At 62.9% G+C, this 23,483-nt stretch carries 23 protein-coding genes; 9 read left to right on the top strand and 14 right to left on the bottom strand.

All coding sequences use genetic code 11. The annotated features are described in order from the left end of the window. Positions 1–2: 2 nt before the first annotated feature. From folE to dacB, 6 genes are all read right to left on the bottom strand, one after another. Positions 3–581 (bottom strand): GTP cyclohydrolase I FolE, encoded by a 579-nt coding sequence (gene folE / locus ACIQTS_RS06410; protein WP_286134348.1) that lies wholly within the window; start codon positions 579–581, stop codon positions 3–5. Between the two features lie 9 nt (positions 582–590). Next, on the bottom strand, positions 591–2,516 hold the full coding sequence (gene ftsH / locus ACIQTS_RS06405; protein WP_402472122.1) for an ATP-dependent zinc metalloprotease FtsH: 1,926 nt from the start codon (positions 2,514–2,516) through the stop codon (positions 591–593). 107 nt (positions 2,517–2,623) lie between these two features. Beyond that, entirely contained in the window at positions 2,624–3,175 is a 552-nt protein-coding gene (gene hpt / locus ACIQTS_RS06400) for a hypoxanthine phosphoribosyltransferase (RefSeq protein ID WP_105658629.1), read from the bottom strand. A 64-nt stretch (positions 3,176–3,239) separates the two neighbouring features. Continuing rightward, entirely contained in the window at positions 3,240–4,166 is a 927-nt protein-coding gene (gene tilS, locus ACIQTS_RS06395) for a tRNA lysidine(34) synthetase TilS (protein WP_286134349.1), read from the bottom strand. Beyond that, a complete protein-coding gene (locus tag ACIQTS_RS06390; RefSeq protein WP_402472120.1) occupies positions 4,163–5,089 on the bottom strand; it encodes a zinc-dependent metalloprotease in 927 nt (308 codons plus the stop codon). Before ACIQTS_RS06390 ends, tilS begins: the two co-directional genes overlap by 4 nt. 18 nt (positions 5,090–5,107) lie before the next feature. After that, on the bottom strand, positions 5,108–6,472 hold the full coding sequence (gene dacB, locus ACIQTS_RS06385; protein WP_402472117.1) for a D-alanyl-D-alanine carboxypeptidase/D-alanyl-D-alanine-endopeptidase: 1,365 nt from the start codon (positions 6,470–6,472) through the stop codon (positions 5,108–5,110). Positions 6,473–6,568: 96 nt separating this feature from the next. On the opposite strand from dacB, the gene ACIQTS_RS06380 reads away from it, so the two are divergent. Continuing rightward, positions 6,569–7,048, top strand: a complete 480-nt coding sequence (locus ACIQTS_RS06380) for an inorganic diphosphatase (RefSeq protein ID WP_105658632.1) — start codon at positions 6,569–6,571, stop codon at positions 7,046–7,048. 101 nt (positions 7,049–7,149) lie between these two features. Here the strand turns inward: ACIQTS_RS06380 and ACIQTS_RS06375 are convergent, their stop codons facing one another. Next, entirely contained in the window at positions 7,150–8,358 is a 1,209-nt protein-coding gene (locus ACIQTS_RS06375; protein WP_402472115.1) for a DNA recombination protein RmuC, read from the bottom strand. A gap of 83 nt (positions 8,359–8,441) precedes the next feature. Here ACIQTS_RS06375 and ACIQTS_RS06370 point away from each other — a divergent pair, with 83 nt between their 5' ends. From ACIQTS_RS06370 to ACIQTS_RS06355, 4 genes are all read left to right on the top strand, one after another. Continuing rightward, positions 8,442–9,065, top strand: a complete 624-nt coding sequence (locus ACIQTS_RS06370; protein WP_332487018.1) for a pyroglutamyl-peptidase I — start codon at positions 8,442–8,444, stop codon at positions 9,063–9,065. Positions 9,066–9,074: 9 nt separating this feature from the next. Then, entirely contained in the window at positions 9,075–9,296 is a 222-nt protein-coding gene (locus tag ACIQTS_RS06365; protein WP_133833724.1) for a hypothetical protein, read from the top strand. Between the two features lie 179 nt (positions 9,297–9,475). Then, positions 9,476–10,135 (top strand): YitT family protein, encoded by a 660-nt coding sequence (locus ACIQTS_RS06360; RefSeq protein WP_105658636.1) that lies wholly within the window; start codon positions 9,476–9,478, stop codon positions 10,133–10,135. A gap of 112 nt (positions 10,136–10,247) precedes the next feature. After that, the gene (locus ACIQTS_RS06355; protein WP_105658637.1) at positions 10,248–10,850 is read left to right on the top strand and encodes a hypothetical protein; all 603 of its coding nucleotides are present in this window, start codon (positions 10,248–10,250) and stop codon (positions 10,848–10,850) included. A 9-nt stretch (positions 10,851–10,859) separates the two neighbouring features. On the opposite strand, the gene ACIQTS_RS06350 is transcribed toward ACIQTS_RS06355, so the two are convergent. Together ACIQTS_RS06350 and serS are read right to left on the bottom strand one after the other, a co-directional pair. Next, positions 10,860–11,690, bottom strand: a complete 831-nt coding sequence (locus ACIQTS_RS06350) for an HAD family hydrolase (protein WP_400289648.1) — start codon at positions 11,688–11,690, stop codon at positions 10,860–10,862. Between the two features lie 124 nt (positions 11,691–11,814). Beyond that, the gene (serS, locus tag ACIQTS_RS06345; RefSeq protein WP_105658639.1) at positions 11,815–13,092 is read right to left on the bottom strand and encodes a serine--tRNA ligase; all 1,278 of its coding nucleotides are present in this window, start codon (positions 13,090–13,092) and stop codon (positions 11,815–11,817) included. Positions 13,093–13,130: 38 nt separating this feature from the next. On the opposite strand from serS, the gene ACIQTS_RS06340 reads away from it, so the two are divergent. Then, positions 13,131–14,177: a diacylglycerol kinase family protein gene (locus ACIQTS_RS06340; protein ID WP_105658640.1), complete on the top strand. Its 1,047-nt coding sequence runs from the start codon at positions 13,131–13,133 to the stop codon at positions 14,175–14,177. A 65-nt stretch (positions 14,178–14,242) separates the two neighbouring features. On the opposite strand, the gene pheA is transcribed toward ACIQTS_RS06340, so the two are convergent. Together pheA and ACIQTS_RS06330 are read right to left on the bottom strand one after the other, a co-directional pair. Then, positions 14,243–15,166 (bottom strand): prephenate dehydratase, encoded by a 924-nt coding sequence (gene pheA / locus ACIQTS_RS06335; protein ID WP_402472108.1) that lies wholly within the window; start codon positions 15,164–15,166, stop codon positions 14,243–14,245. After that, on the bottom strand, positions 15,163–15,489 hold the full coding sequence (locus ACIQTS_RS06330; RefSeq protein WP_105658642.1) for a rhodanese-like domain-containing protein: 327 nt from the start codon (positions 15,487–15,489) through the stop codon (positions 15,163–15,165). The genes pheA and ACIQTS_RS06330 overlap by 4 nt, the downstream gene beginning before the upstream one ends. A gap of 67 nt (positions 15,490–15,556) precedes the next feature. Here ACIQTS_RS06330 and ACIQTS_RS06325 point away from each other — a divergent pair, with 67 nt between their 5' ends. Together ACIQTS_RS06325 and ACIQTS_RS06320 are read left to right on the top strand one after the other, a co-directional pair. Next, positions 15,557–16,903 (top strand): amidase, encoded by a 1,347-nt coding sequence (locus ACIQTS_RS06325; protein ID WP_402472106.1) that lies wholly within the window; start codon positions 15,557–15,559, stop codon positions 16,901–16,903. A gap of 52 nt (positions 16,904–16,955) precedes the next feature. Then, on the top strand, positions 16,956–18,413 hold the full coding sequence (locus ACIQTS_RS06320; RefSeq protein ID WP_105658644.1) for a peptide MFS transporter: 1,458 nt from the start codon (positions 16,956–16,958) through the stop codon (positions 18,411–18,413). A gap of 63 nt (positions 18,414–18,476) precedes the next feature. Here the strand turns inward: ACIQTS_RS06320 and ACIQTS_RS06315 are convergent, their stop codons facing one another. Next, positions 18,477–18,815 (bottom strand): DUF4190 domain-containing protein, encoded by a 339-nt coding sequence (locus ACIQTS_RS06315; RefSeq protein ID WP_105658645.1) that lies wholly within the window; start codon positions 18,813–18,815, stop codon positions 18,477–18,479. Positions 18,816–18,871: 56 nt separating this feature from the next. Here ACIQTS_RS06315 and pgm point away from each other — a divergent pair, with 56 nt between their 5' ends. Beyond that, positions 18,872–20,470: a phosphoglucomutase (alpha-D-glucose-1,6-bisphosphate-dependent) gene (gene pgm, locus ACIQTS_RS06310; protein WP_402472103.1), complete on the top strand. Its 1,599-nt coding sequence runs from the start codon at positions 18,872–18,874 to the stop codon at positions 20,468–20,470. Here the strand turns inward: pgm and ACIQTS_RS06305 are convergent. Together ACIQTS_RS06305 and ACIQTS_RS06300 are read right to left on the bottom strand one after the other, a co-directional pair. Continuing rightward, entirely contained in the window at positions 20,467–21,915 is a 1,449-nt protein-coding gene (locus ACIQTS_RS06305) for an amino acid permease (protein WP_105658647.1), read from the bottom strand. The genes pgm and ACIQTS_RS06305 overlap by 4 nt on opposite strands. Positions 21,916–21,994: 79 nt before the next feature. Further along, on the bottom strand, positions 21,995–23,428 hold the full coding sequence (locus ACIQTS_RS06300; protein ID WP_105658648.1) for an aldehyde dehydrogenase family protein: 1,434 nt from the start codon (positions 23,426–23,428) through the stop codon (positions 21,995–21,997). Positions 23,429–23,483: the final 55 nt, after the last annotated feature.

Raw genomic sequence — 23,483 nt, 5'->3', positions numbered from 1 at the left:
TCCTACTTTCCGAGGATCAGGCTCATGGCTTCGGCACGGGTGGCGGTTTCCCGCAGCTGCCCGCGCACCGCACTGGTCACGGTCTTCGCGCCGGGCTTCTGCACCCCGCGCATGGACATGCACATGTGCTCGCATTCAACGACGACGATCGCACCGGAGGGGTTCAGGTGCTCCACGAGGGCATCGACGATCTGGGTGGTCAGGCGCTCCTGGACCTGCGGGCGGCGGGCGTACACCTCGACCAGCCGGGCCAGCTTGGACAGGCCGGTGACCTTGCCGCCCTTGCCCGGGATGTAGCCGATATGCGCCGAACCGTAGAAGGGCACCAGGTGGTGCTCGCAGGTCGAGTAGAACGGGATGTCCTTGACCAGCACCATCTCATCGTGCTCGATGTCGAAGGTGGTGGACAAGTGGTCTGCCGCTTTCTGGTGCAAGCCGGCGAAGAACTCCGCATAGGCCTTGGCCACCCGCTTCGGGGTGTCTACCAGGCCGTCGCGGTCGGGATCCTCGCCAATGGCTTCCAGGATCTCGCGCACGGCTGCCGCGATCCGCGGCTGATCAATCTCTTGTAGTTCACTCACGCTTCGATCCTAGTCGGTCGAGGAAGCTGCGCGCTCCTTGGGGCTTAATATCGGGCCCTCGTGGTGCACCGGACGGGCCTCGTTGCTCAGCCAGACTTCGCGCTTGTCGCGCTTCACCAGGTCGGAGAAGATCTCGGCGATCTCCTTCTGGTTCAGCGTCTCGCGCTCCAGCAGCGCCAGGGCCAAGCGGTCGAGCACATGGCGGTTGGCCATCAGCGCCTGGTAGGCGTCGTTGTGCGCCTGCTCGATCAGCTCGCGCACTTCCTGGTCCACCAGGTGGGCCATTTCGTCGGAGAAGTCGCGGGAGGCGGTGCCCATGCCCTGCTCGGCAGCCGAGCCGGCCAGGCGCACGGCGCCCACCTTCTCGCTCATGCCGTATTCGGTGACCATCTTGCGCGCGGTGGCGGTGGCCTTCTCGATGTCGTTGCTGGCACCGGTGGACGGATCGTGGAAGACGATCTCCTCGGCGACGCGCCCGCCCATGGCGTAGGCCATCTGGTCCAGCAGCTCGTTGCGGGTGACCGAGTACTTGTCGGATTCGGGAACCACCATGGTGTAGCCCAGCGCGCGGCCGCGCGGCAGGATGGTGATCTTGGTGACCGGTGCGGTCTGGTTCATGGCCGCTGCCACCAGCGCGTGGCCGCCCTCGTGGTAGGCGGTGACCTTGCGCTCGTGCTCGTCCATCAGGCGGGTGCGCTTCTGCGGGCCGGCCATGACGCGGTCGATGGCCTCGTCCAGGGCGCGGTCGTCGATCAGGTTAGCGTTGGAGCGGGCGGTGAGCAGCGCGGCCTCGTTGAGCACGTTGGCCAAGTCGGCACCGGTGTAGCCCGGGGTCTTCTTCGCGACGGCGTTCAGGTCCACGGTGGCATCCATCGGCTTGCCCTTCACGTGCACGGCCAGGATCTGCTCGCGGCCCTTCAGATCCGGTGCCTCCACCGGGATCTGGCGGTCGAAGCGGCCCGGGCGCAGCAGCGCCGGGTCCAGCACGTCGGGGCGGTTGGTCGCGGCAATCAGGATGACGTTGGTGGTGGCGTCGAAGCCGTCCATCTCCACCAGCAGCTGGTTCAGGGTCTGCTCGCGCTCATCGTTGCCGCCGCCGATGCCGGCGCCGCGATGGCGGCCGACGGCGTCGATTTCGTCAACGAAGATGATCGCCGGGGAGTTGGTCTTTGCCTGCTCGAACAAGTCGCGAACGCGCGAGGCGCCCACGCCGACGAACATCTCCACGAAGTCCGAACCGGAGATCGAGTAGAACGGTACCGCCGCCTCGCCGGCTACGGCCTTGGCCAGCAGGGTCTTGCCGGTGCCCGGAGGGCCGTAGAGCAGCACGCCCTTGGGGATCTTCGCGCCCAGGGCCTGGAATTTGGCTGGTTCCTGAAGGAATTCCTTGATTTCGTGGAGTTCCTCCACGGCCTCGTCGGCGCCGGCGACATCCTTGAAGGTCACCTGCGGCATGTCCTTGGTGATCAGCTTCGCCTTGGACTTGCCGAACTGCATGACCTTGGAGCCGCCGCCTTGGGAGCGGGCGAGGATGAACCAGAAGATGCCGGCGATCAGCAGGAACGGGATGATGATCCCGAGCATCGACAGCAGCCAGTTGCTTTCCACCGGCTGGTCGGTGAACTTGCCCAGGTTGGCCTTGTTGATCTCATCGACCACCAGTTCGGCACGGGCGGTGGAGTAGTAGAAGCTCACCGAGGTGCCCTTGTCCACGCCATCGACCTTCAGCGAGTCGCGCAGCTTCAGATCCACGCGCTGGTCGCCGTCGAACATCTTCGCTTCGGTGACATTGCCGCTGGTGAGCTGGTGCAGGCCTACGGAAGTGTCCACCTTGGCCGAGTTATTGCCGAAGACCATCGGCAGGAACAACACCACGGCGACTACGCCGACCAGGACCCAAATGATCCAGCTGTTAAAAAGCTTCTTCGTTTTCATTGATCCGACAGGCCCCGCGCCTGGCGCATCCCCCTCACGCACTGCTCTGGCGTCCGGGTCACGCCACCTTCGATATTTCTCAACGCCCCATTGGCGAGAAAAGTTCCCTACTGGTAAATATGCGGGGCCAAGGTGCCCACGCAATCAAGGTTGCGGTACTTTTCCGCGAAGTCCAGGCCGTAGCCCACCACGAATTCGTTCGGGATGTCCATGCCGACGTACTTGACGTCGATTTCCACCTTGGCTGCTTCCGGCTTGCGCAGCAGGGTGCAGATTTCCACCGAGGCCGGGCCGCGGGATTCCAGGTTGGACTTCAGCCAGGACAAGGTCAGGCCGGAATCGATGATGTCCTCGACGATCAGCACGTGCTTGCCCATGAGGTCGGAATCCAGGTCCTTGAGGATGCGCACCACACCGGAGGACTGGGTACCCGAACCGTAGGAGGACACTGCCATCCAGTCCATGGTCAGGTGGGAGTTCAGTGCGCGAACCAGGTCAGCCATGATCATCACGGCGCCCTTGAGCACACCTACCACGAGGATGTCGCGGCCTTCGTAATCCTTGTCGATCTGCGCGGCAAGTTCTTCCACGCGGGCCTGGATTTCTTCCTTGGTGTACAGAACGTGCGCAAGATCGGCTTTGACTGCATTGGAATCCACGAGAATTCTCCTGATTCTAGAGGTGTGGTACTTACCTAGAGTGCCACATTTAGCGGAAGGTTGTTTAGCCGGTTGTGGTGAAAACGATCACCGATTGCCGCCGGAAGGCGCTGATCCTGCCATCCAGCTGCACAGGACCAGCTGATTTGGACTTGGGGACGCCGAGCCCGGCCAGCGCGCACAGCGCCGCCGTTCGCTCATGGCCCACATTCCTGGCCCCGGCTTCCATGGCGGCCAGGCGTAATACTCGCGAGCTGATGGCCACCGGCAGCTTGGCCAGGTCCGGGATCGCCAACCCGTGCTCGTCCTTGGCCGCTTGGGCCCATTCGTCGAGGGCTTGGGCGTCGGCGGCGGCCAGGCTGGCGGTGCGCGCCAGTGCTTCGGGAACATGCTCGCCAAGTTCCTCGCGCAAGAAGGGCAGGATCCTATGGCGGATGAGGTTGCGCTTGTACCCGGTGTCCGCGTTGCTCGGATCTTCCCAGTAGCCAAGCCCCGCCTGCCGGCAGATTTCCTCGGTTTGCGCCCGGGACAGTTCCAGCAGGGGGCGCCGGTAGGCTCCGCGCCGGGCAGGGATGCCGGCCAGCGAGCGGGTTCCCGATCCGCGCAGCAGCCCCAGCAGCACCTGCTCGGCCTGGTCGTCGCGGGTGTGGGCGAGCATCAATGCCTGCGCGTTGAACTGCTGCAGGGCTGCTTCAAAGGCCTGGTACCTGGCCGTGCGGGCCGAAGCCTCGTCATCCGAGGTCTCGACCTGGAGCACCGCCACCGGGTCCAATCCCAGCTCGCGGCATTGCCCGGCGGCTCGTTCGGCCGCCTGGGCGCTGCCGGGCTGCAGGCCGTGATCGATAACCACGGCGCCGAAGGAAGCGGGCAGCGTCGCCGCGGCAATGGCCAGGGCTAGCGAGTCGGCACCGCCGGAAACCCCGATCAGGTTCAGCCCGGGCGCGCTGCTGGCACTGATGGCGGCGCGGGCAAGGTGAAGGGCGCGGCTCATCGGGTGCGGGCCAGCCAGCGTTCCGGGTCATCGAGTTCCCCGGCGCTCGGGAACATCTCGCGGGCGGTGAAGATTTCGTTGAAGCCCTCGTAGCCGATCGCGTCGACGATATGCCGCACGAATTTTGCCCCGCGTTTGTACTGCAGCGCCTTGGCATCCAATCCCAGCAGCTTGCCCAGCAGGATCGCCAGGGCCGAACGGTTCTCGCCACGGGCTTCGAAGCGGCGGCGGATGGTCTTGATGCTGCGGATCGAGGTGACATCGTTCATCACGACCATGGCGTGGCCTTCGAGCACCGACATGATGCTGGTCAGTTCGCTGACCTCGGACTTCATGGACTTCAGGCGTTCACCCAGTTCGCCCATGGAGTGGGTGGTGCCGGCCAGCGGCTCGAAAGCCTCGGCCAGGGTCTGCTTCATGACCCCGGGAATCCAGGCAGCGTGCTCGAATTGCAGGCGGTGGGTCTGCTCGTGGGTGGCGATCCACAGGTAGAAGTCGCGGGCGTTCACATTCAGCTCGCCGCGGATCTGGGTGATGGTCGGGGCGTTGAGCAGCAGGCGCGGGCCGACGAACGAATCGAACTGGCCCAGCACCCGGGTGCCCAGCACCGAGAGCACCGCGCCAAGTTCTGCGCCGGCAATCAAGGGGACCACCCCGGGGACGTCCTGGCGCGCTGCCGGGAGCAGGGCCGCGAAATTCTGGCTGACGGCCTTGGCCCAGCCGGACCGGTCCACCACCAGGGTCTGCGAGGGCGCGGAAGCAGCCAGCTTGGAAACCTTCTCGGCCTCCACCAGGCCTTCGCCGGCGGCGATGCGCAGTTCCTCGATGATCCGCGCGGCATCCTGGGCCTGGATCCCCGGCCCGGCGGGCATCAGGGTTTTCGCGGCCTTGGCCGCCAGCTTCCAATCGACGAACTGGTTCATTTGCTGCTCCTGCGGCGTTCAGCTCCGGCAGCCACAGCCACGGATGGCGGTGACAGCAGAGTCAATGGTTGGCTTGTGGGGTGCGAGTGTTCCGTTGGGCTGATCGGCATAGATCGAGAAGGCGAGCAGGCGCCCGTCTTCGGTCATGGCCATGCCCGTCAGCGTGGCCACGCCGGTCAGCGAGCCGGTCTTGGCGCGGACCAGGCCAAGTGTTCCGGCACCGCCCAGGCGGTTCATCAAGGTGCCGTTGTAGCCGGCGACCGGCAGCGAGTAGACGACCTCGCGCAATTCCGGCTTCTTGCTGGTGGCGGCCGAGCGCAGTACCGCGGTCAGCGCCGCGGGCGAAATCCGGTTCCTGGCAGCCAGGCCGCTGGTGTCCACGAGCGTGTGGCCAGCAGCCTGATGGGCCTGGGCCACAGCAGCGACGGCGGCCCCTGCCTGCTCCCCGGGCATCTGGCGGTCCAGCGCCACCAGGCGGCCCATGGATTCGGCAATGTAGTTATCCGAAACCAGCAGCATGTGCTTGATGACATCGCGCAGCGGTGCCGACTTCACCTCGGTGATCTGCTCGCCCCCCGCATAGGGGCCGCGGCCACCCTCATCCACCTTGACCCGCTCGCCCAGGGCTCGGGCGAAGACCTTGCGGACCTGCGCGGCCGGGTCGGACTGGTAGGCGGTGCTGGTGCTTTCCCCGGCACGCCCGGCGTAGTGCGCAATCGGGTAGACCTGGCCAATGTTATTGGAGGTGAACAGCGACTTGTCCCAGGCGGGGTTGCTGTGCGCATCGCCGAACAGCGAGTCGTCCAGCCACAGCTTGACCTCGCTGATGCCGCGCTTTTCAAGTTCTTCGGCGGTCTGCTTGGCCAGGGTTGCCAGTCCTGCATAGCCCTTGGGGTGCGCCGGGTCCGATTCCCCGTCGCCCAGCAGCACATCTCCCCCGCCGCGCAGGATCAATGTGCCGCCATCGAGCAGCACGCTGGTGGACAGCTGGGTGTCGCCGCCGAGGGCATCGAGGGCCGCGATGGCGGTAACTACCTTCAGGCTGGAGGCCGGGGTGCCATTTATTTCGGAGTTCCTGTCATACAGGACTGTGCCCGTGGCCACGTCGACCACCTGGGCGTTGAAGGACGTCCGGTCGGGCTTGTCCGCCAGGATGCCATCCAGCTTCGCGGCGAGGATCCCGGGGTCCGGTTGCGCGGCGTTGGGGTCCAGGTCCCGCACGGCGACTGGGGATTTATCGGCCAGCTGCGCGCTGGCCGGGGTGTAGAAAGCCTCGGGCTCTCCGGTGAAGAATCGCGGGGCCAGCAGCATCGCGGCAATCACTGCAACCATGGCAACAATCGCCACCCCCAGCGTAATAGCGCGTCGGGCGGCAGTGTTCATATGGTTACATTCCTCTCGCAGTTTTATCCATCAGGCGCAATGGGGCGATACCCTTATAGCTGATATCCCTAAGACTAGTTTAGGAGTGTGCTTTTCATGAGCCACGACGTGACCATCGAGATCCCCACCGGATCGCGCGTCAAGTACGAGATCGACCACGAGACCCACCGCCTGCGCCTGGATCGCGTGCTGTTCACCTCGATGCAGTACCCAACCCACTACGGCTACTTCGACGATACTCTGGGCGAAGATGGCGATCCATTGGACGCCATGGTCTTCATCCCGGGTGTTGACCTGATCCCAGGTGTTGTTGTCGAAGCACGCCCAATTGGCGTATTCAACATGACCGACGATGGCGGTGGCGATGCCAAGCTGCTGTGCGTTCCTGCCGACAAGCGCTTTGACCACATCAAGGAACTTGAAGACATCGACGAATGGCTGATCAAGGAGATCGAGCACTTCTTCACCCGCTACAAGGACCTGGAACCAGGCAAGTGGGTCAAGGCCGAGGGTTGGGAAGGCCGCGAGGCTGCCGAAGCCGAGCTGGCTCGCTCCATCGAGCGTTTCAAGGCCTAGCCACTAGGCTCAAGCCGAACATGGCGGCGACCCCCGAATCGGGGGTCGCCGCCATTGCTTTTGCTGCCGGTTCACTGACGGAGACCCGGACCTGCCCGGCGCTAGGCTTCAGGCAGCATTCCGCTGAGCACATCTTCCTGCGCGGAAACTTCCAGGGTCTGCACGTCCTTGAGTTTCCGCTCCACCGCACGGGTCCGGGTACCGGCATCGCGCACCGTGTTCTGCGCCGTGGCCAGCTGCTTGCCCAGCTTGTCCCAGACATCTCCGTACTTGCGGAACTCTTCCTTGGCCGCCGAGAGCACCTGCCACACCTCGCTGCTGCGCTTCTCAATGGCCAGTGTCCGGAAACCCATTTGCAAGGAGTTCAGCAGGCTCATCAGGGTGGTCGGCCCCGTGACCAGCACCCGGTGCTCGGCCTGCAGCTTGCTGGCCAGCCCCGGGCTGCGCACAACCTCGGCGAACAGCCCCTCGGTGGGCAAGTACATGATGGCGAAGTCGGTGCTGTACGGCGGGGCGATGTACTTGCTGGAGATCAGCTTGGCCTGCTCAAGGATCGCCCGGTCCAGCGCCTTGCCCGCAGCGGCGATGACGGCCTTGTCGCCGTGCTCCTGGGCATCGAGCAGGCGCTCGTAGTCCTCTTGCGGCAGCTTGGAGTCGATTGGCAGATAGATCGTTCCGGCATCCCGCCCGGGCAGGATCACCGCGAACTCCACGACCTCGCGGCTGCCGGGCACGACCGCCACGTCCTGCTCGTACTGCTCTGCGGTGAGGATGTCTTCCAGCTGGCGCGAAAGCTGCACTTCGCCCCATGAACCACGGCTCTTCACGTTGGTGAGCACGCGTTTCAGCCCGCCTACATCCTGGGCCAGGCTCTGCATTTCCCCCAGCCCCTTCTGCACCATTTCCAGCCGCTTGCTGACCAGTTCAAAGGATTCGCCCAGCCGCTTCTCCAAGGTCCCCTGGAGCTTCTCGTCCACCGTCTCGCGCATCTTCTCGAGTTTGGCTTCATTGCCCGAGCGCAGTTTCTCCATTTCCTGCTGGAGCAGCCCCTGGACCTGCAGATGGCGGTTCGCATTGGCTTCTGCCATCGCGGTCAGCTTGGCGTCGATCTCGGTACGCACTTCGCCCATCCCCTGGCGCAGTTCGGTGCGCTGGGTCCCCAGTTCCTGCCGGAGCTCCGCATTAGCAGCACGCACCGAGTCCTGGATCTGGGTGCCATCAGAGCCGGATGTCCTGCGCACCAGCAGCAAGGCAATACATGCCGTTGCCAGAATATTCAGGATGACGAGTACAAAAACCGCGATTACCATGAGCACCTAACCAAGAACTGTCGAGCGGACCATTGCCTCAGTCCTATCAGCGGACACCGACAGTTTGGGTCCATAATGGGCCCATGCATATTTTGGTCACCGGTTTCGAGCCGTTCGGCAACGACGAATTCAATGCCAGCCAGGAAGCCGTTTCCAGCCTTCCCAGGCAGCTGGGCGAGCATCAGGTCCTCACCGCCATGCTTCCGGTGTCCTTCGCGGCCTCCGGCAAAGCACTCGAATCGCTCTTGGCGAAGCACCAGCCCGATGCGCTGATTTGCGTCGGCGAAGCCGGCGGCCGGAATGCAATCACGCCGGAGCGATGGGCTTTTAACGAAGATGATGCCCGCATCCCCGACAATGATGGCGCCCAGCCACGGTCAGCCGCCATCAAGGCGAATGCGCCGGGACGCTTGGATGCCACACTTGATCCAGCAGCGGCCGTCCGCGCCCTGCTCGCCGCAGGCTATGAGGCAAGGGTCTCCGAGGATGCCGGGCGTTTCGTGTGCAACCACATTGCGTATTTGGCGTATTCCCAACCGGTCCCGGCATTGTTCATCCATGTTCCCGCACTGCGCCCGCCAGGGGTTCAAGCCACGGTTGGTGCTGAAACCGACGCATCGGCCAGCCAACCTCGGCCCGGGGACCTGAGCCAGCTATCGTCGGCCCTGGGCATTGCGATACTGGGAAGCCTCGCCCCCGGTGGATAGACTGCTTTCATGGAAGCGGTAATGGCACTGGACGGCCTGGAAGTTGGCATTCTGGTGCTGTGGGCGCTGGGCACGCTCTTTGTGCTGGTGCAGTTCCTCCGCGAACGCTGTGTGCGCACCGCCATACCGCTGGCCCTAGCCATGCCTATTCCCCTGTTTGGCGCCGTCTACTCGGTGGCCCGCTTGACCGGGATCATGATGAAACGAAAGCCTGGATCCGATAATGAATAGCAGTCCCACCCGCTGGATGGTTCTTTTTTCGCTTGCCATCGGCTTTCTTTTCATCGGAGCTTTCGCCCTGGTTGTCTCGGGGCTCGCCGCACCATGGCTGGACTGGGACTAGGAATGTGACCATCTGATACTTGCGGGATTACTGCCGGGGTTCAGCGCAGGGCTAGCCTTGAAGCATCATGACCCTGCATAATCTCACTCCGCTCGATCAGCTGCGTGCCGGAAAGCTCCCCCTGCGTCTTGCAAATCTCTTCATCGGCCTCATGCTTTTTGCGCTGGCCATGGCACTGCTGATCCGCGCCCAGCTCGGCGTGGATCCGTGGGATGTGCTTCACCTGGGCCTGGCCAACTACATTCCGCTGTCGCTGGGAACGATAGTGATCATCGTCGGCGTCGTGGTGCTGCTGGCCTGGATTCCGCTCAAGCAGTGGCCAGGATTGGGCACCGTCGCCAATGTGCTGCTCATCGGGCTTGGCCTGGACTTCTTTCTCTGGCTCATCCCTGATGTCCACGGGTTGGGCTGGCAGATCCTGACCCTGGTTGGCGCCATCGCCGTCAATGGCCTTGGCGGCGCCCTGTACATCGGCTGCCATTTCGGCCCCGGCCCGCGCGACGGCCTGATGACCGGGCTGCATTTGCGCACCGGCAAATCGATCCGCCTGCTGCGCACCATTATCGAGGTGTGCGTGCTGGGGATCGGCTGGTTGCTCGGCGGTCCGGTGGGCGTGGGCACGGTGGCTTATGCACTGCTGATTGGCCCCGCTACGCAGTTCTTCTTCAAGTACACGACCGTTGCGCTGCCCGCCCAGCAGGGCGCGCCCAGCAGCACCCTGTCCTAGTTCCTCCTGATCCCGCCAGCCGGCGGACCAGCATCAGGCTGGAGCAGCACCGTTAGCCGCCAAGTGCCGCACAGTGCGCGACAAACCCGGTTGCACACGCAATACTTGAATCATGTTTGTCGTTGCGCTCAGCCCCCGGCCCCGCTCGGTCACCGATGTTGCCGCCGCCAGCGAGCAGCTCTGGCACCAGCTGGAACAAGTCGACACCCACGCGCCGTTCACCGCGCTCAGCGGGCAGCTGCTGCTCGGAGTGCCCAGTGACCCCGATGCCGCCGTCGACGCGCTGCTGCGCGTGGCACGGCTGAACTTCTGCAATATCGGGCTGGGTATCGGCAGCCTGTACGAGCCGGTGCCCGCAGAGGCCGACCTGGTCGAGGGCAGGGCGGCGCGGCGCGCGCTCGGCGCGCTGGAGGCGGCCAGCCACCGCGGCGAAAGGGTCCCGATCTGCGTTTCCTCGGGCAATGACGAGATGGACGGCGAGCTCGAGGGCCTGCTGCGCATGCTCGGACAGTGGATCCGCACCCGCACCGAGGCCGAATGGTCCGTCGTTGACCTGTTGACTCCCGGTGTGCGCGGGCAGCAAAAAGCGGTCGCCGGGATCCTGGGAATCACTCCCCAGGCAGTATCTGCGGCGATCGTGCGTTCGGGCTACAACGACGAGCTGGGCGCGCGGGCAGCGATCGCCCGGCTGCTGGAATACACCGACCAGCTCTAGAACCTGGTGCTAGCTGCCCAGCAGTCCTTCCAGGACGATGGCCAGGCCATCCTGGTCAACGCCTTCAGTCACGGCGTCGGCCACTGCCTTGACCTCATCCGGCGCTTGGCCCATGGCCACGCCATGTCCGGCCCACTGCAGCATTTCGACGTCATTCCGGCCATCGCCTACTGCCAGCGAGTCCTTTGAATCGAACTTCAGGATCGCCCGCAGCCGCTCCAGGCCGCTGGCCTTGGTGGTACCCTCGGCGGCAATATCCAGCCAAGCGGTCCAGCCCACCGAGTAGGTCACCCCGGAGAGCCCCAGGCTCTGCACGGCATGCCCGAATTCCTCGGCGGTGTTGTCGGTGGAGAAAACCACCACGCGCACGGCCTTGCTGTTAACCAGCTCGCCGAAATCAACGACCTTGCTCTCGGCGCCAAAGCTCATGTCGCCGAAGGTTTCGCTGGAAAGGAATTCGCCGCGCTCGTTCTCCAAGGCGTACTTGGCTTTGGGAAGCTGGTCGCGCAGCGCCTTGAGCGCTGTCGACGGATCGAAGATCTCGCGGTGCAGGATCTCGACTTCATCCTGGCACACCTTTGCGAGCACGCCGCCGTTGCTGACCACGACATAGCCATGGTCGATGCCCAGTTCCGCCATGATGGGCAGGGCCGCACCCAAGGAGCGGCCGGTGGAGATGATTACCTCATGGCCCTGGGCCACTACAGCCCGCGCGGCATCGCGCACGCGCTGGCTCATTTCCCCCTGGTGGTTGACGATGGTGCCATCCACGTCAAGGCAAATCATCAATTTTTGCTTGGTCAGCCGGTCATCGTTGCCGAGCTTAGTCATAACAGTCATGGCTCAAGTTAACCACCACCGCGGGTTTTTGGCGATGACCCAAGGCACAGCGCCAAGTGAACAACCGGTTAAAAGCATTTGCCGGCTGCCCGCGAGGGGCAGCCGGCAAATGGCCGGTCATTGGCTACTTGAGTACTTCGAGTCCGCCAAGGTAAGGCTGCAGCGCCTTGGGCACGTTGACCGAACCGTCGGGGTTCTGGTGGTTTTCCAGAATCGCCACGAGCCAGCGGGTGGTCGCCAGGGTGCCGTTCAGCGTCGCCACCGAACGGGTCTTGCCGGCCTTGCCGTCGATGATCTCGCGTTCGCGGATATTCAGGCGGCGGGCCTGGAAGGTGGTGCAGTTCGAGGTCGAGGTCAGTTCGCGGAAGGTGCCCTGGGTAGGAACCCAGGCTTCGCAGTCGAACTTGCGCGCGGCGCTCATGCCCAAATCCCCGGCGGCGGTGTCGATCACGCGGTAGGGAAGTTCCATGCGCCCGAGCATGTCCTCTTCCATGGCAAGCAGCTTCTGGTGCTCTGCTTCGGCGTCCTCGACGCTGGCGTAGACGAACATCTCCAGCTTGTTGAACTGGTGCACGCGGATGATGCCGCGGGTGTCCTTGCCGGCCGAACCAGCCTCGCGGCGGTAGCAGGAGGACCAGCCGGCGTAGCGGATCGGGCCGTCGGCCAGATCCATGATCTCGTCCGCGTGGTAGCCGGCCAGGGCCACCTCCGAGGTGCCGACCAGGTACATGTTGTCGCGCTCGAGCTTGTAGATCTCGTCGTCGTGCTCGACATCGAAGCCGGTGCCCTGCATGGTTTCGGGGCGGACCAGGGTAGGGGTGATCATCGGGATGAAGTCGTGCGCCATGGCCACATCCAGGGCCATATTCATCATCGCGATTTCCAGCCGGGCGCCGATGCCCTTGAGGAAGTAGAAGCGCGAGCCGGAAACCTTGGCGCCGCGTTCCATGTCGATGGCGTCCAGCTTCTCGGCGATCTGCAGGTGGTCCAGCGGCTCGAAGCCCTCGGCCTTGAAGTCGCGGGCGGTGCCCACGTGCTTGACGACGGTGAAGTCATCCTCGCCGCCGGCCGGGATGCCGTCGATGATCAGGTTGGGGATGGAACGCTGCAGTGCGGTGCACTTGGCGGAGGCCGCGTCGGACTCGGCCTGGGCGGACTTCACCGCGGCAGCGAGCTCCTTGACCTCGGCAAGCAGGGCGGCGCGCTCGTCGCCCTTGGCCTTGCCGACCTTCTTGGAGAACGCATTCTGCTCGGCACGCAGGCGCTCGTAGGTGGCGATGGTTTCACGACGTGCCGTGTCAGCTGCCAGCAGCTGGTCAATTAACGACTCGTCGGCACCGCGCGCGCGTTGCGAGGCACGGTACAAATCCGGATTTTCGGTGAGCATTTTCAGGTCGATCACATGTTAAGGGTAGCAATCATGAGTACGATGAGAGCATTATGCAGACAAATCGTGTGATCGTTTTCTCTGCCGTGGCTGCTGCAGCTGCCGCCGCGGCGACCAGTTGGTATTCGGTGCGCAAGCTTTCGAACTACAGCAAACCGCTGATCAAGCAGCCCGAAGCGGCTGAACAGGCAGCGGCTACCAAGGTGGCCCTGGTCATCAATCCTTCCAAGTCAGGTGCTGACGAAGCAAGGGAAGCCGTGGTCCGCGTCTGCGCTGAAGCGGGGCTGGAAGCACCGCTGGTCCTTGAAACGACCAAGGACAACGCCGGCCAGGATGCAGCCCGTGAAGCACTCGATGCGCAATGCGACACAATTATTGCCGCAGGTGGCGACGGAACCATCCGCGCCGTCGCGGAAGTGCTCGAAGGCACCGGCGCATCCCTGGGAATCCTGCCGCTGGGCACTGGCAACCTGCTGGCCCGCAACGTAGATATTCCGCTCGATGACCTGCACACCGCGGCGCTGGTGGCAGTGCGCGGGATGGTTCGCCGGATCGACGTCGGGCACATGAAGCTGCAGCTGCTGGACGGCAAGGAGGCGGATCATGCTTTCCTGGTCATCGCCGGCGTGGGCACCGACGCCGACCTGTTTGACGACACCAACGAAGAGCTGAAATCCAAGGTCGGCTGGCTGGCCTACTCGGAAGCCGGCCTGCGCCAGTTGCCGGGCCAGCGCAAGAAGGTCAGCTTCAAGCTCTCGGGCGACGAGAGCTGGCAGACCCGCAAGGTCCGTTCGGTGCTCTTCGCCAACTGCGGAAAGCTGCAGGGCCTGGATTTCGTGCCCGACGCCAAGATCGACGACGGCGTGCTCGACGCAGTGATCCTTTCTCCCCGCTCGGCCGCCGGCTGGACCTGGATCCTGCTCAAGACCGCATTCCGCGCCAAGAACAAGATTCCGGTGATGAGCTTCTACCAGACCTCTGGCGTGTCGCTGCGTTGCGATGAGCCGATGAATACCCAGATCGACGGGGACCCCACCGGCCAGGTCAACGAACTGCAGGTGTCCGTGAACCCGAGCGCCCTGCGCCTGCGCACCCCGTAGCGCATGCCGAAGGCCCGGCCGATTTCCCCTTGCGGGGAGCTAGGCCGGGCCTTCGCGCTGCCTGCTTAAAGCCGGTCGCGCAGCGACTGCACCCAGGAACGGGCTTCACTGAATGCCGCATCTGAATTATGGGTATCCACGGCCGGCTCCAGGCCTTGGGCGGCTGGGTAGGAACCGAGGAAGCGCAGGTGCGGGGACAGCCGGTGCAGCCCCGACAAGGCGGCGGCAACGCGTTCCTCGGCCACGTGGCCTTCGATATCGACGGAGAAGAAGTACTCGCCCAGGCTCTTGCCTGTAGGACGCGATTCGATGCGCGAGAGGTTCACGCCACGGGCGGTGAATTGCTCGAGAATTTCCATCAGCGCACCGGGACGGTCCTCGGGCAGCGGCAGGATCAGCGTTGACTTGTCCACGCCGGTAGGCTGCGGAATCCTTCCCGGACGAGTCACGAGGATGAAGCGGGTCACCGCGCCGATATTGTCCTCGACCCCGCTGGCCAGCACCTTCAGGCCGCGCTCCTGGGCTACCAGCGGAGAGCAGATCGCCGCATCATGCGGCGGTTCGTCCTCTTCGAGAGCCAGGGCGCCGGCTGCCGTGGAAGAAGCCGGGGTGAATGCGGCCCCGGGAATATTCGCTTCGGCCCATAAGCGGCACTGCGCCCAGGCATGCCCGTGGGTGGAGATCTGCCTGATCTGCTCCAGCGAGTCGATGCCGGGGCGTACCGCCAGCACGAAAGTGATCGGAACCAGGATTTCGGAAACAATCTGCAGGGCTTCGCCCTGCGCAATGGCGTCCAAGGTGGCCGAAACGCCGCCTTCTACCGAGTTCTCGATCGGGACCATCGCCGCGTCCGCGGTCCCCTCGCGCACCATGGTCAGCGCCACGTTGACGTTGGAGGCCGCGATCCGCTGCGCCTCGGCAGCCCCGGGAACCTGCAGCAGGGCCGACTCGGTGAAAGTGCCAGCAGGTCCCAGATAGGCATAGTTCATCGTACGGTTGGCTCCTGGCCGTTATCCGCTTCCATTGGCAAGCCCGCTTCGATCCACGCATCGGAACCGCCGGCGACGTTGAAGGCGGTGTAGCCCATCACGGTGAGCCACGATGCGGCCTGGGCCGAACGGCCACCGGTACGGCAGATGACGTAGGTGTCTACATCCGGGTCAAGCTCGGAAATCTTCTCTGGCAAGGAGCCAAGGGGAATATGGGTTGCTCCGGCAGCGCGGCCGGCTTCCCACTCGAAGTCTTCGCGCACGTCAAGGATGAAGGCATCCTTCGGGACATCATTGACCGAAACAGTCTCAAAATCGCTCACGGCTAGCATTCCTCTCACATAGGGTGTTTGCTTATAAGACTAGTCATTTCCTGCGTCGAAAGCCGACATGTTTCCCTCAAGCGCCCTGAAATTGCGAGACGAGCTGGCCCGCGGCGAGCGTTCAAGCCGCGAGGTCACCGAGCACTACCTCAAGCGCATCGAAGAGCAGGCGGACCTAGGTGCTTTCGTCCACGTGGCAGAAAATGCGATGGAGGCCGCGGCAGCGGCGGACCAGGCGCATGCCCGTGGCGACATTGGCCGCTTGCATGGGCTCCCCACCGCGTTCAAGGACCTCAATGACGTGGCCGGGATGCCTACCACCTATGGCACTGCGGCGATGCCTGCGATGGTCGCTGAACGTGATCACTCCTTGGTGGCCAGGCTGCGCGCCGAGGGCGTGGTGGTCCTGGGCAAGACGCAGGTTCCGGAATTCGGGCTGAGCAGCTATTCAGAGAACCTCGTGGCGCCCCCATCACGCAATCCCTTTGATCCCACGCGCTCGTCGGGCGGTTCCTCTGGCGGGCAGGCCGCGGCGATTTCCGCCGGCATGATTCCGCTGGGTCCGGGCTCTGATGGCGGCGGTTCGGTTCGCATCCCCGCGGCCGCCTGCGGACTGGTAGGCCTGAAGCCTTCTTTGGGCCGCGTTCCCAGCGACATCCTTGATGGCTACACCGATTCCATGGGCGCACCGAAGCTAGCGGTTAGCGGACCGTTGACCCATGATGCCTTGGATGCGGCTTTGCTGCTTGACGCCATGCGCGGCAAGGACCACTATCTGCCGTTGCTGCAGGGAAGCTACCCCCAGCGCCTGGACGGACTGAAGATTGGGTACAGCACCCATTCCCCGTTTGAACCGGTCTATGAAATTACCCTGGCGCAAGAAGCCCGGGCTTCATTTGCCCAGGGCCTTGAACGCCTTGGAGAACGGCATCGCGTCCAGCCGGCCAACCTGCACTACGCCACGGACTATCCGGAAACCTTCGCGGCGGTGTGGACCAATGGCCTGAAAGACGTTCCGGTCGCGGATGATTCGCTGCTCGGCGACTTGGCAAGGGATTTCCGCCGACGTGCCGCCGACCGCTCGCTGGAACAGAGCCTGCAGGCAGGTTCGAGGTTGAAGCAGATTGCGGCCGACTTCGTGCGCCAATGGTCCGCCTACGATGTCGTGGCCACCCCTGCCATGGCCTCGATCCCGCCGAAGATCGGGCACTATACACAATCCACAGCCGATGTGGATTATATGTTGCAGTGCCGGTACACCCCCTACACCTCCATGGTGAACGTCGCCTCAGTAGCGGCCATCACCGTTCCGGTAGGCCACTCCAACGAGGGGTTACCAATGAGTATTCAGCTGATTTCCCCGCGCTCGGACGAAGGACTGCTGCTCGCGCTGGCCGTCCAGATGCAGGTGTGACCTTTCCCATATAAGTAGGTACTCGGGTGGGCAAAGGCGAAAAATATTACGTATGTCTACTGCAACAACGAGCACCAAAGCTTCCGGAAAGACCTTCTTCGGTCACCCCGGTGCGCTCGCAAGCCTCTTCAGCGTGGAAATGTGGGAACGATTCTCCTTCTACGGCATGCAGGGCTTGCTGGCTTACTACATGTACTACTCGGTCACCGACGGCGGCCTGGGCATGGACCAGGGTCTGGCTCTGTCGCTGGTCGGCGCCTACGGCGGCGCTGTCTACCTGTCCACCATCCTGGGCGCGTGGCTCTCCGACCGCCTGTTCGGCTCGGAACGCGTCCTGTTCTTCTCGGCTATCGCGATCATGATCGGCCATATTGGCCTGGCGCTCCTGCCCGGCTATGCCGGACTGGTTATCGGCCTGATCTTCGTTGCCGTCGGTTCCGGCGGCCTGAAGGCCAACGCTGTAGCCCTGGTGGGCTCCCTGTACTCCAAGGAAGATCCGCGCATCGATGCCGGCTTCTCCCTGTTCTACATGGGCGTGAACATCGGCGGGCTGCTTGGCCCACTGCTCACCGGTTGGCTGCAGGTCCAGTACGGCTTCCACATCGGCTTCGCCGCTGCCGCGGTCGGCATGGCTATCGGCCTGGGGATCTATGCCCTTGGACGCAAGAAGCTGCCGGACTCCGGCCGCATCCCAAGCAACCCGCTGCCTGCCTCTGAGCGCAACCGCTATGTGGTCATCTTCGCTGCCGTGATCGTTTTGATCATTGCCGCTTTCGCATCCAAGATCGTGACTCCGGAGAATTTGGCAAGCACCATCGCCTACGTGGTGATCGCCGCTTCGATCATCTACTTCGCGTTGATCCTGCGCAGCAAGAAGGTTGACGCCACCGAGCGCAAGCAAGTCTGGGCATTCATTCCGTTCTACATCGGTTCGGCTGCCTTCTGGGCCCTGTTCCAGCAGCAGTTCACCTTCATTGCCGCTTACTCGGATCAGCGCCTGGACCGCCACCTGGGCAGCTGGGAAATGCCACCGAGCTGGGTTACCTCGATCAACCCGGTCTTCATCATCATCTTCGCCGGTATCTTCGCCGCATTGTGGACCAAACTGGGCAAGCGCCAGCCACGCACTTCAATGAAGTTCGGCCTGGCACTGGTGGTTGTGGGTGCGGCCTTCTTGCTGTTCATCCCGCTGGAATCCTTCGTGAAGACCCCGCTGCTGGCGCTGGTCGGCATCCTGCTGCTGTGCACCTTTGCCGAGCTGCTGCTCTCGCCAGTGGGCCAGGCAATTGCCACCAAGCTGGCTCCGGCCGCCTTCGGCACCCAGATGATCGCCTTGTTCTTCCTGTCGGTTTCGCTGGGCACCACCCTGTCGGGTGTGCTGGCCGGCTACTACACCGAGGGCAACGAGATCCCGTACTTCATCGCCATGGGCGGCACCGCTGTTGTCCTGGGTATTGCCATGATGGCAGCTACCCCGGCCTTGAAGAAGCTGATGGGCCCGATCCTCTAAGCGTTCGAGCATGCGAAAAGCGGTTGGTTCATTTGAACCAACCGCTTTTTTCATGCCCGGGGGTTATCGAAGAAGCCCTTGTGAGAAGGTCACGTTGTCGTAATACGAGTCGTAGCCGAACCCGGTTGACAATGCCCAGAAGAACCAGATGGCTACCGCATAAATGACTATGGCTAGTGCCAATCCAATCCATGAGGTAATTAGCCCGGCCAGGCTCAAGCCCCGGGAGCTGGGTTCACGCCGGTAGGCCAGGTGCCCGGTAATGACTCCGGCCAGCGGAACAAGGATAATGACAGTGAAGCCTAGCAACGACAAGATGCCAAGCACCAGGGAAGCCACCGAGAGGCCGGCGGATTCAGGCGGTCGTTGGTAGGGGTTCTGCGGATACTGGTAGTAGCTCATTTGCCTACCATTCTTCTACGAAACTGCGATAAGCGCATCAATCTGAAAGGCAATCTGTGGCACACCTCCGAGCTGGCCAGCCAGCCCAAGAATCAGACCTGATCAATTTGCAGGAGGTACTCGATGCCTACAGCACCCTGGTTCCTTCCAGCGGCAACCCCGACCAGGCCGTCATTTTCGGCACCTCGGGACATCGCGGAAGCTCCCTGAACACCACCTTCAATGAAATGCATATCGCTGCGATCACCCAGGCCGTGGTCGACTACCGCAACGGTGCGGGGATCACCGGCCCGATGTACGTGGGCAAGGACAGCCACGCACTCTCCGCGCCCGCATACCGCACCGCCCTTGAAGTCTTGGCAGGCAACGGCGTCACCGTGCTCGCCGATGACGGACTGACTCCCACTCCAGCGGTCAGCCACGCAATCCTGGTACATAACGCTAGCGGCGGCGAACAGGCCGATGGCCTGATCATCACCCCATCGCACAACCCGCCAACCGACGGCGGCATCAAGTACAACCCGCCGCATGGCGGACCGGCAGAATCCGGAATCACCGGACCCATCGCTGCACGGGCCAACGAATTGCTGGCCAGCGGAGCGGTCAAGCGCGGCGAGCCGAATGCCCGGCCTTTCGACTTCCGCGAACTGTACATCGCCAATTTGGCTGAAGTCATCGACTTCAAGGCCATCGCCGAGTCCGGCATTTCCATTGGCGCAGATCCGCTGGGCGGGGCTTCGGTGCACTACTGGAGCGAAATCGGCCGCCGATACGGCCTGAACCTCGAAGTGGTCAACGAGTCCGTGGATCCGCGCTTCGGCTTCATGACCTTGGACAAGGACGGGAAGATCCGCATGGATTGCTCCTCCGCCCATGCAATGGCCTCCCTCGTGGCCAATCGCGAGAAGTACGACATCGCGACCGGCAACGATGCCGATGCTGACCGCCACGGCATTGTCACCCCGGATGCCGGCCTGATGAATCCGAACCACTTCCTGGCCGTGGCCATCGACTACCTGCTCACCCACCGTCCGCAGTGGCCAGGTGATGCCCAGATCGGCAAGACCCTGGTCTCCTCGGTGCTCATCGACAAGGTGGTGGCTTCCCACAGCCGGACCCTGCGCGAGGTACCGGTGGGCTTCAAGTACTTCGTTGAACCGCTGGCTTCCGGCAGGGTCGCTTTTTGCGGCGAGGAATCGGCCGGGGCGAGCTTCTTGGATTTCTCCGGCAAGGCGTTCAGCACCGACAAGGACGGCCTGATGCTGGCCCTGCTGGCCAGCGAGATCCGCGCAGTAACCGGCAAGAGCCCCAGCCAGCTGCATGCCGAACTGGTAGAGCGCCACGGCCCCAGCTTCTACGACCGCTTTGACGCGCCCGCAAACCGCGAGCAGAAGGCCGTACTGGGCAAGCTGGACCCATCGATGGTCACCGCTACCGAACTGGCATCGGATCCGATTACCGCCAAGGCCACGCAAGCGGCCGGCTTCCCCATTGGCGGCTTGAAGGTTTCCAGCGAGCACGCATGGTTTGCCGCGCGCCCATCGGGCACGGAAGACATCTACAAGATCTATGCAGAATCAACAAAATCACCCGAGCATCTGCAGCAGGTGCTGGCTGAAGCTCGGGTGATTGTTGATGCTGCGCTAGCTGGCTAGTGCAGCTTTGCGGTCCATGGATCGATGGCCACGGCTGGCTGCTTGCGGGTAGCCAGCCAGTGGCCCAGCCAGAGCAGCAGGAAGATCGGCAGGCCAATGTAGCTCGAAGCCATCTGCAGCAAGTTTCCATCCACGATCGCCTGGTAGTTCTGGCCGACGATCACCACGATCAGGATCACGAAAGCCAGGATCGGTCCCAACGGGAACAGTGGCGCCTTGTACGGCAGGTTCGCGAGATCCTGCCCGCTGGCAATATATGCCTTGCGGAATTTGTAGTGGCACACTGCGATACCCACCCAGGCAATGAAGCCGGAGAGACCCGAAACGTTCAGCAACCAGGTATATGCCGAACCCTGGCCGACAATCGCGGTCAGGAAGCCGAAAAGGCCTACCGAGGCGGTTAGCAGCATTGCCGGCATGGGAACGCCGCGCTTGTTCAAGCGGGCGAAGATCTTTGGAGCCTTGCCGTCCAACGCCATCGAATAAAGCATGCGCGCAGAGGCATATAGGCCGGAGTTGCCTGCGGAGAGGATAGCCGACAGGATCACCGCATTCATCAGTGCCGCGGCGAAGGCTACGCCCGCACGTTCGAAGACCAGGGTGAATGGCGAGGTGGTGATATCCGATGCCTCGGAAGAGAGCAGGGATGGATCCATATACGGGATCAGCATGCCAATGACGAAGATCGCGCCGATGTAGAAGAGCATGATGCGCCAGAAGATCGCCTTGATGGCGCGTGGGATGTCGCGCTGGGGGTTCTCGGCTTCACCGGCGGCCACGCCGATCAGTTCGGTTCCCTGGAAGGAGAAACCGGCGATCATGAAGACCGAGACGATGGACAGCCAGCCGCCAACAAATGGCGCTTCGCCATCGGTCCAATTGCTGAAGCCAGGGGTGGAGTCGCCCAGGATGCCGAAGATCATCGCGACACCGCAGATCAAGAAGACCACCACGGTGATGACCTTGATCGCGGCCAACCAGTATTCGCCCTCGCCAAAGGCCTTGGCGGACAGCGCATTCAATCCGGTGAGCAGCACCAGGAAGATGGCCGCCCAGATCCATCCCGGGGCATCAGGGAACCAGTAGGACATGATGATGCCAGCTGCCACCAGTTCGGCAGCCACGGTAATGGCCCAGTTGAACCAGTAGTTCCAGCCGATCGCGAAGCCGAAGTGGCGGTTCACGAAGACCGTTGCGTAAGTCTGGAAGGAGCCGGCGACCGGAAGCCGGGCGCTCATTTCTCCCAACGACTGCATCAAGAGCAGCACCATCATGCCGATCAGCGCGTAGGCCACCAGCGAGCCACCGGGGCCAGCTTGGGCAATGGTGCCGCCGGACGCGACGAATAGTCCGGTACCAATCGAGCCGCCAATGGCAATCATCTGCATATGGCGAGCTTTGAGGCCACGCTTCAGACCGTCCTGGGACGGTGCGGGCTCAGTCATGCGTTACATCTCCTGATGCTTGAAAATTTCCAACCTATCAATCCAAGCACCCTGACAAACCATAAAGCTATGAACCGCGCTACAGTAAGCGATCAATAATCTTTCGCTTGGCCCATGAATATGGAGGATATATTGCGCTCAGGGTATCAACGACGGTTGTTTTGTTGAATTCCGAGCGCATCTGCGAAAGCCGTTCGAACCCGTGCTTGCCGTGGTAGGCCCCCATTCCGCTCGGTCCCACACCGCCGAAAGGCAGGGTTGGAACGATCATCTGGGCCAACGGAGCATTATGCACAATGGAGCCGGCTCGCACCCGATCAGAGAAAATCGACTGCAGGCGCGGGCTTTCGCTCATCAGGTAAGCGGCCAGCGGCGACGGCCGCCGGGCAATGAATTCGAGGGCTTCCTCGAAGGTTTCCACTTCGATCACCGGCAGGATCGGACCGAAAATCTCTTCGGTCATCAAACTTCCCTCGAGGTCCACATTGCGCATGATGCTCGGCGCGATGCGCAGGGTATCCTCGTCGTACTCGCCGCCGAAAACCACCTCGCCTTGCTCGAACATCGACAGCAGCCGCTCAAAGTGCTTGCGGCTGACGATGCGGCCAAAGTCCGGATGGGTCAGCGGTTCCTTGCCGTAGAAGCTGGTGATGGCCTGGCCCAGGCGCCTGATGAGCTCAGACGAGTCGCCCACGCTCAATACGTAATCCGGCGCCACGCAGGTCTGGCCGGCATTCATGAACTTGGCGTAAGCCAAGCGCTTCGCGGAAGCCAACGAATCGTTCTCCACCACGGCCGGCGATTTTCCGCCCAATTCCAAGGTGGTAGGCGTCAGATGCTTCGCGGCCGCGGCAGCCACGATCTTGGCCACGCGTTCGCCGCCGGTGTAGAAAATGTGGTCCCAGCGGGCGGCAAGCAACTCGGTGGAGGTATCCACGCCGCCTTCAACTACCGCGTAAACCCGTTCGTCGAGGTAGACCGGGAGGAACTTAGCCAAGGCGCCTGAGGTCGCAGGAGCCAGCTCGGATGGCTTGATGACCGCAGCGTTGCCGGCAGCAATGGCCGCGACCAGCGGTGCGAGCACCAGCTGAACCGGATAGTTCCAGGCTCCGATAATCAGCACGACCCCCAGCGGGCGCGGCTCGACCTTGGCCATGGCTGGCTGCAAGGCCAGCGGAACCTTGACACTGGTGGAATCCATCCACTCAACGAGGTGGCGCTGGGCGAAATCTATTTCCGCGCGCACCACGTCAATTTCGGAGAATTTGGCTTCGGTGGCACTCTTGCCCAAGTCCTCGGCCAAGGCCTGGACGAAGTCTTCCAGATGCTCTTCCAGCATCTTCTCCAGTGCCTTGAGCTGCTGCAGGCGGAAGCGTCGCGGATGCGTGATCCGCGTGTCCGCAGAACGCCGCAAATGACTCAGAACTGTTGCTATGCGCGATGGATGCTCGTCCACCGGAGGTGCGGAATCACCGACCGGTTCGGGCAACGGAGTGGAAGTAAACAGACCCATGATTTGAGCGTACGTCACTGGGACTATTTTTCATCGTTTAATTCGCCAGAGGATT

The sequence above is a fragment of the Glutamicibacter sp. NPDC090743 genome, assembly GCF_044769125.1.
Taxonomy (GTDB): domain Bacteria; phylum Actinomycetota; class Actinomycetes; order Actinomycetales; family Micrococcaceae; genus Glutamicibacter.
Note: the sequence above shows the minus strand (reverse complement) of the source record. Positions and strands in the feature narration are given on the sequence as shown.

Bases quoted from the DNA above. Each gene is read 5' to 3' on its own strand.
- ftsH (WP_402472122.1), bottom strand. From the start codon at position 2,516: ATGAAAACGAAGAAGCTTTTTAACAGCTGGATCATTTGGGTCCTGGTC.
- tilS (WP_286134349.1), bottom strand. From the start codon at position 4,166: ATGAGCCGCGCCCTTCACCTTGCCCGCGCCGCCATCAGTGCCAGCAGC.
- ACIQTS_RS06390 (WP_402472120.1), bottom strand. From the start codon at position 5,089: ATGAACCAGTTCGTCGATTGGAAGCTGGCGGCCAAGGCCGCGAAAACC.
- dacB (WP_402472117.1), bottom strand. From the start codon at position 6,472: ATGAACACTGCCGCCCGACGCGCTATTACGCTGGGGGTGGCGATTGTT.
- ACIQTS_RS06380 (WP_105658632.1), top strand. From the start codon at position 6,569: ATGAGCCACGACGTGACCATCGAGATCCCCACCGGATCGCGCGTCAAG.
- ACIQTS_RS06375 (WP_402472115.1), bottom strand. From the start codon at position 8,358: ATGGTAATCGCGGTTTTTGTACTCGTCATCCTGAATATTCTGGCAACG.
- ACIQTS_RS06370 (WP_332487018.1), top strand. From the start codon at position 8,442: ATGCATATTTTGGTCACCGGTTTCGAGCCGTTCGGCAACGACGAATTC.
- ACIQTS_RS06365 (WP_133833724.1), top strand. From the start codon at position 9,075: ATGGAAGCGGTAATGGCACTGGACGGCCTGGAAGTTGGCATTCTGGTG.
- ACIQTS_RS06360 (WP_105658636.1), top strand. From the start codon at position 9,476: ATGACCCTGCATAATCTCACTCCGCTCGATCAGCTGCGTGCCGGAAAG.
- ACIQTS_RS06355 (WP_105658637.1), top strand. From the start codon at position 10,248: ATGTTTGTCGTTGCGCTCAGCCCCCGGCCCCGCTCGGTCACCGATGTT.
- ACIQTS_RS06350 (WP_400289648.1), bottom strand. From the start codon at position 11,690: ATGACTGTTATGACTAAGCTCGGCAACGATGACCGGCTGACCAAGCAA.
- ACIQTS_RS06340 (WP_105658640.1), top strand. From the start codon at position 13,131: ATGCAGACAAATCGTGTGATCGTTTTCTCTGCCGTGGCTGCTGCAGCT.
- pheA (WP_402472108.1), bottom strand. From the start codon at position 15,166: ATGAACTATGCCTATCTGGGACCTGCTGGCACTTTCACCGAGTCGGCC.
- ACIQTS_RS06325 (WP_402472106.1), top strand. From the start codon at position 15,557: ATGTTTCCCTCAAGCGCCCTGAAATTGCGAGACGAGCTGGCCCGCGGC.
- ACIQTS_RS06320 (WP_105658644.1), top strand. From the start codon at position 16,956: ATGTCTACTGCAACAACGAGCACCAAAGCTTCCGGAAAGACCTTCTTC.
- ACIQTS_RS06315 (WP_105658645.1), bottom strand. From the start codon at position 18,815: ATGAGCTACTACCAGTATCCGCAGAACCCCTACCAACGACCGCCTGAA.
- ACIQTS_RS06305 (WP_105658647.1), bottom strand. From the start codon at position 21,915: ATGACTGAGCCCGCACCGTCCCAGGACGGTCTGAAGCGTGGCCTCAAA.
- ACIQTS_RS06300 (WP_105658648.1), bottom strand. From the start codon at position 23,428: ATGGGTCTGTTTACTTCCACTCCGTTGCCCGAACCGGTCGGTGATTCC.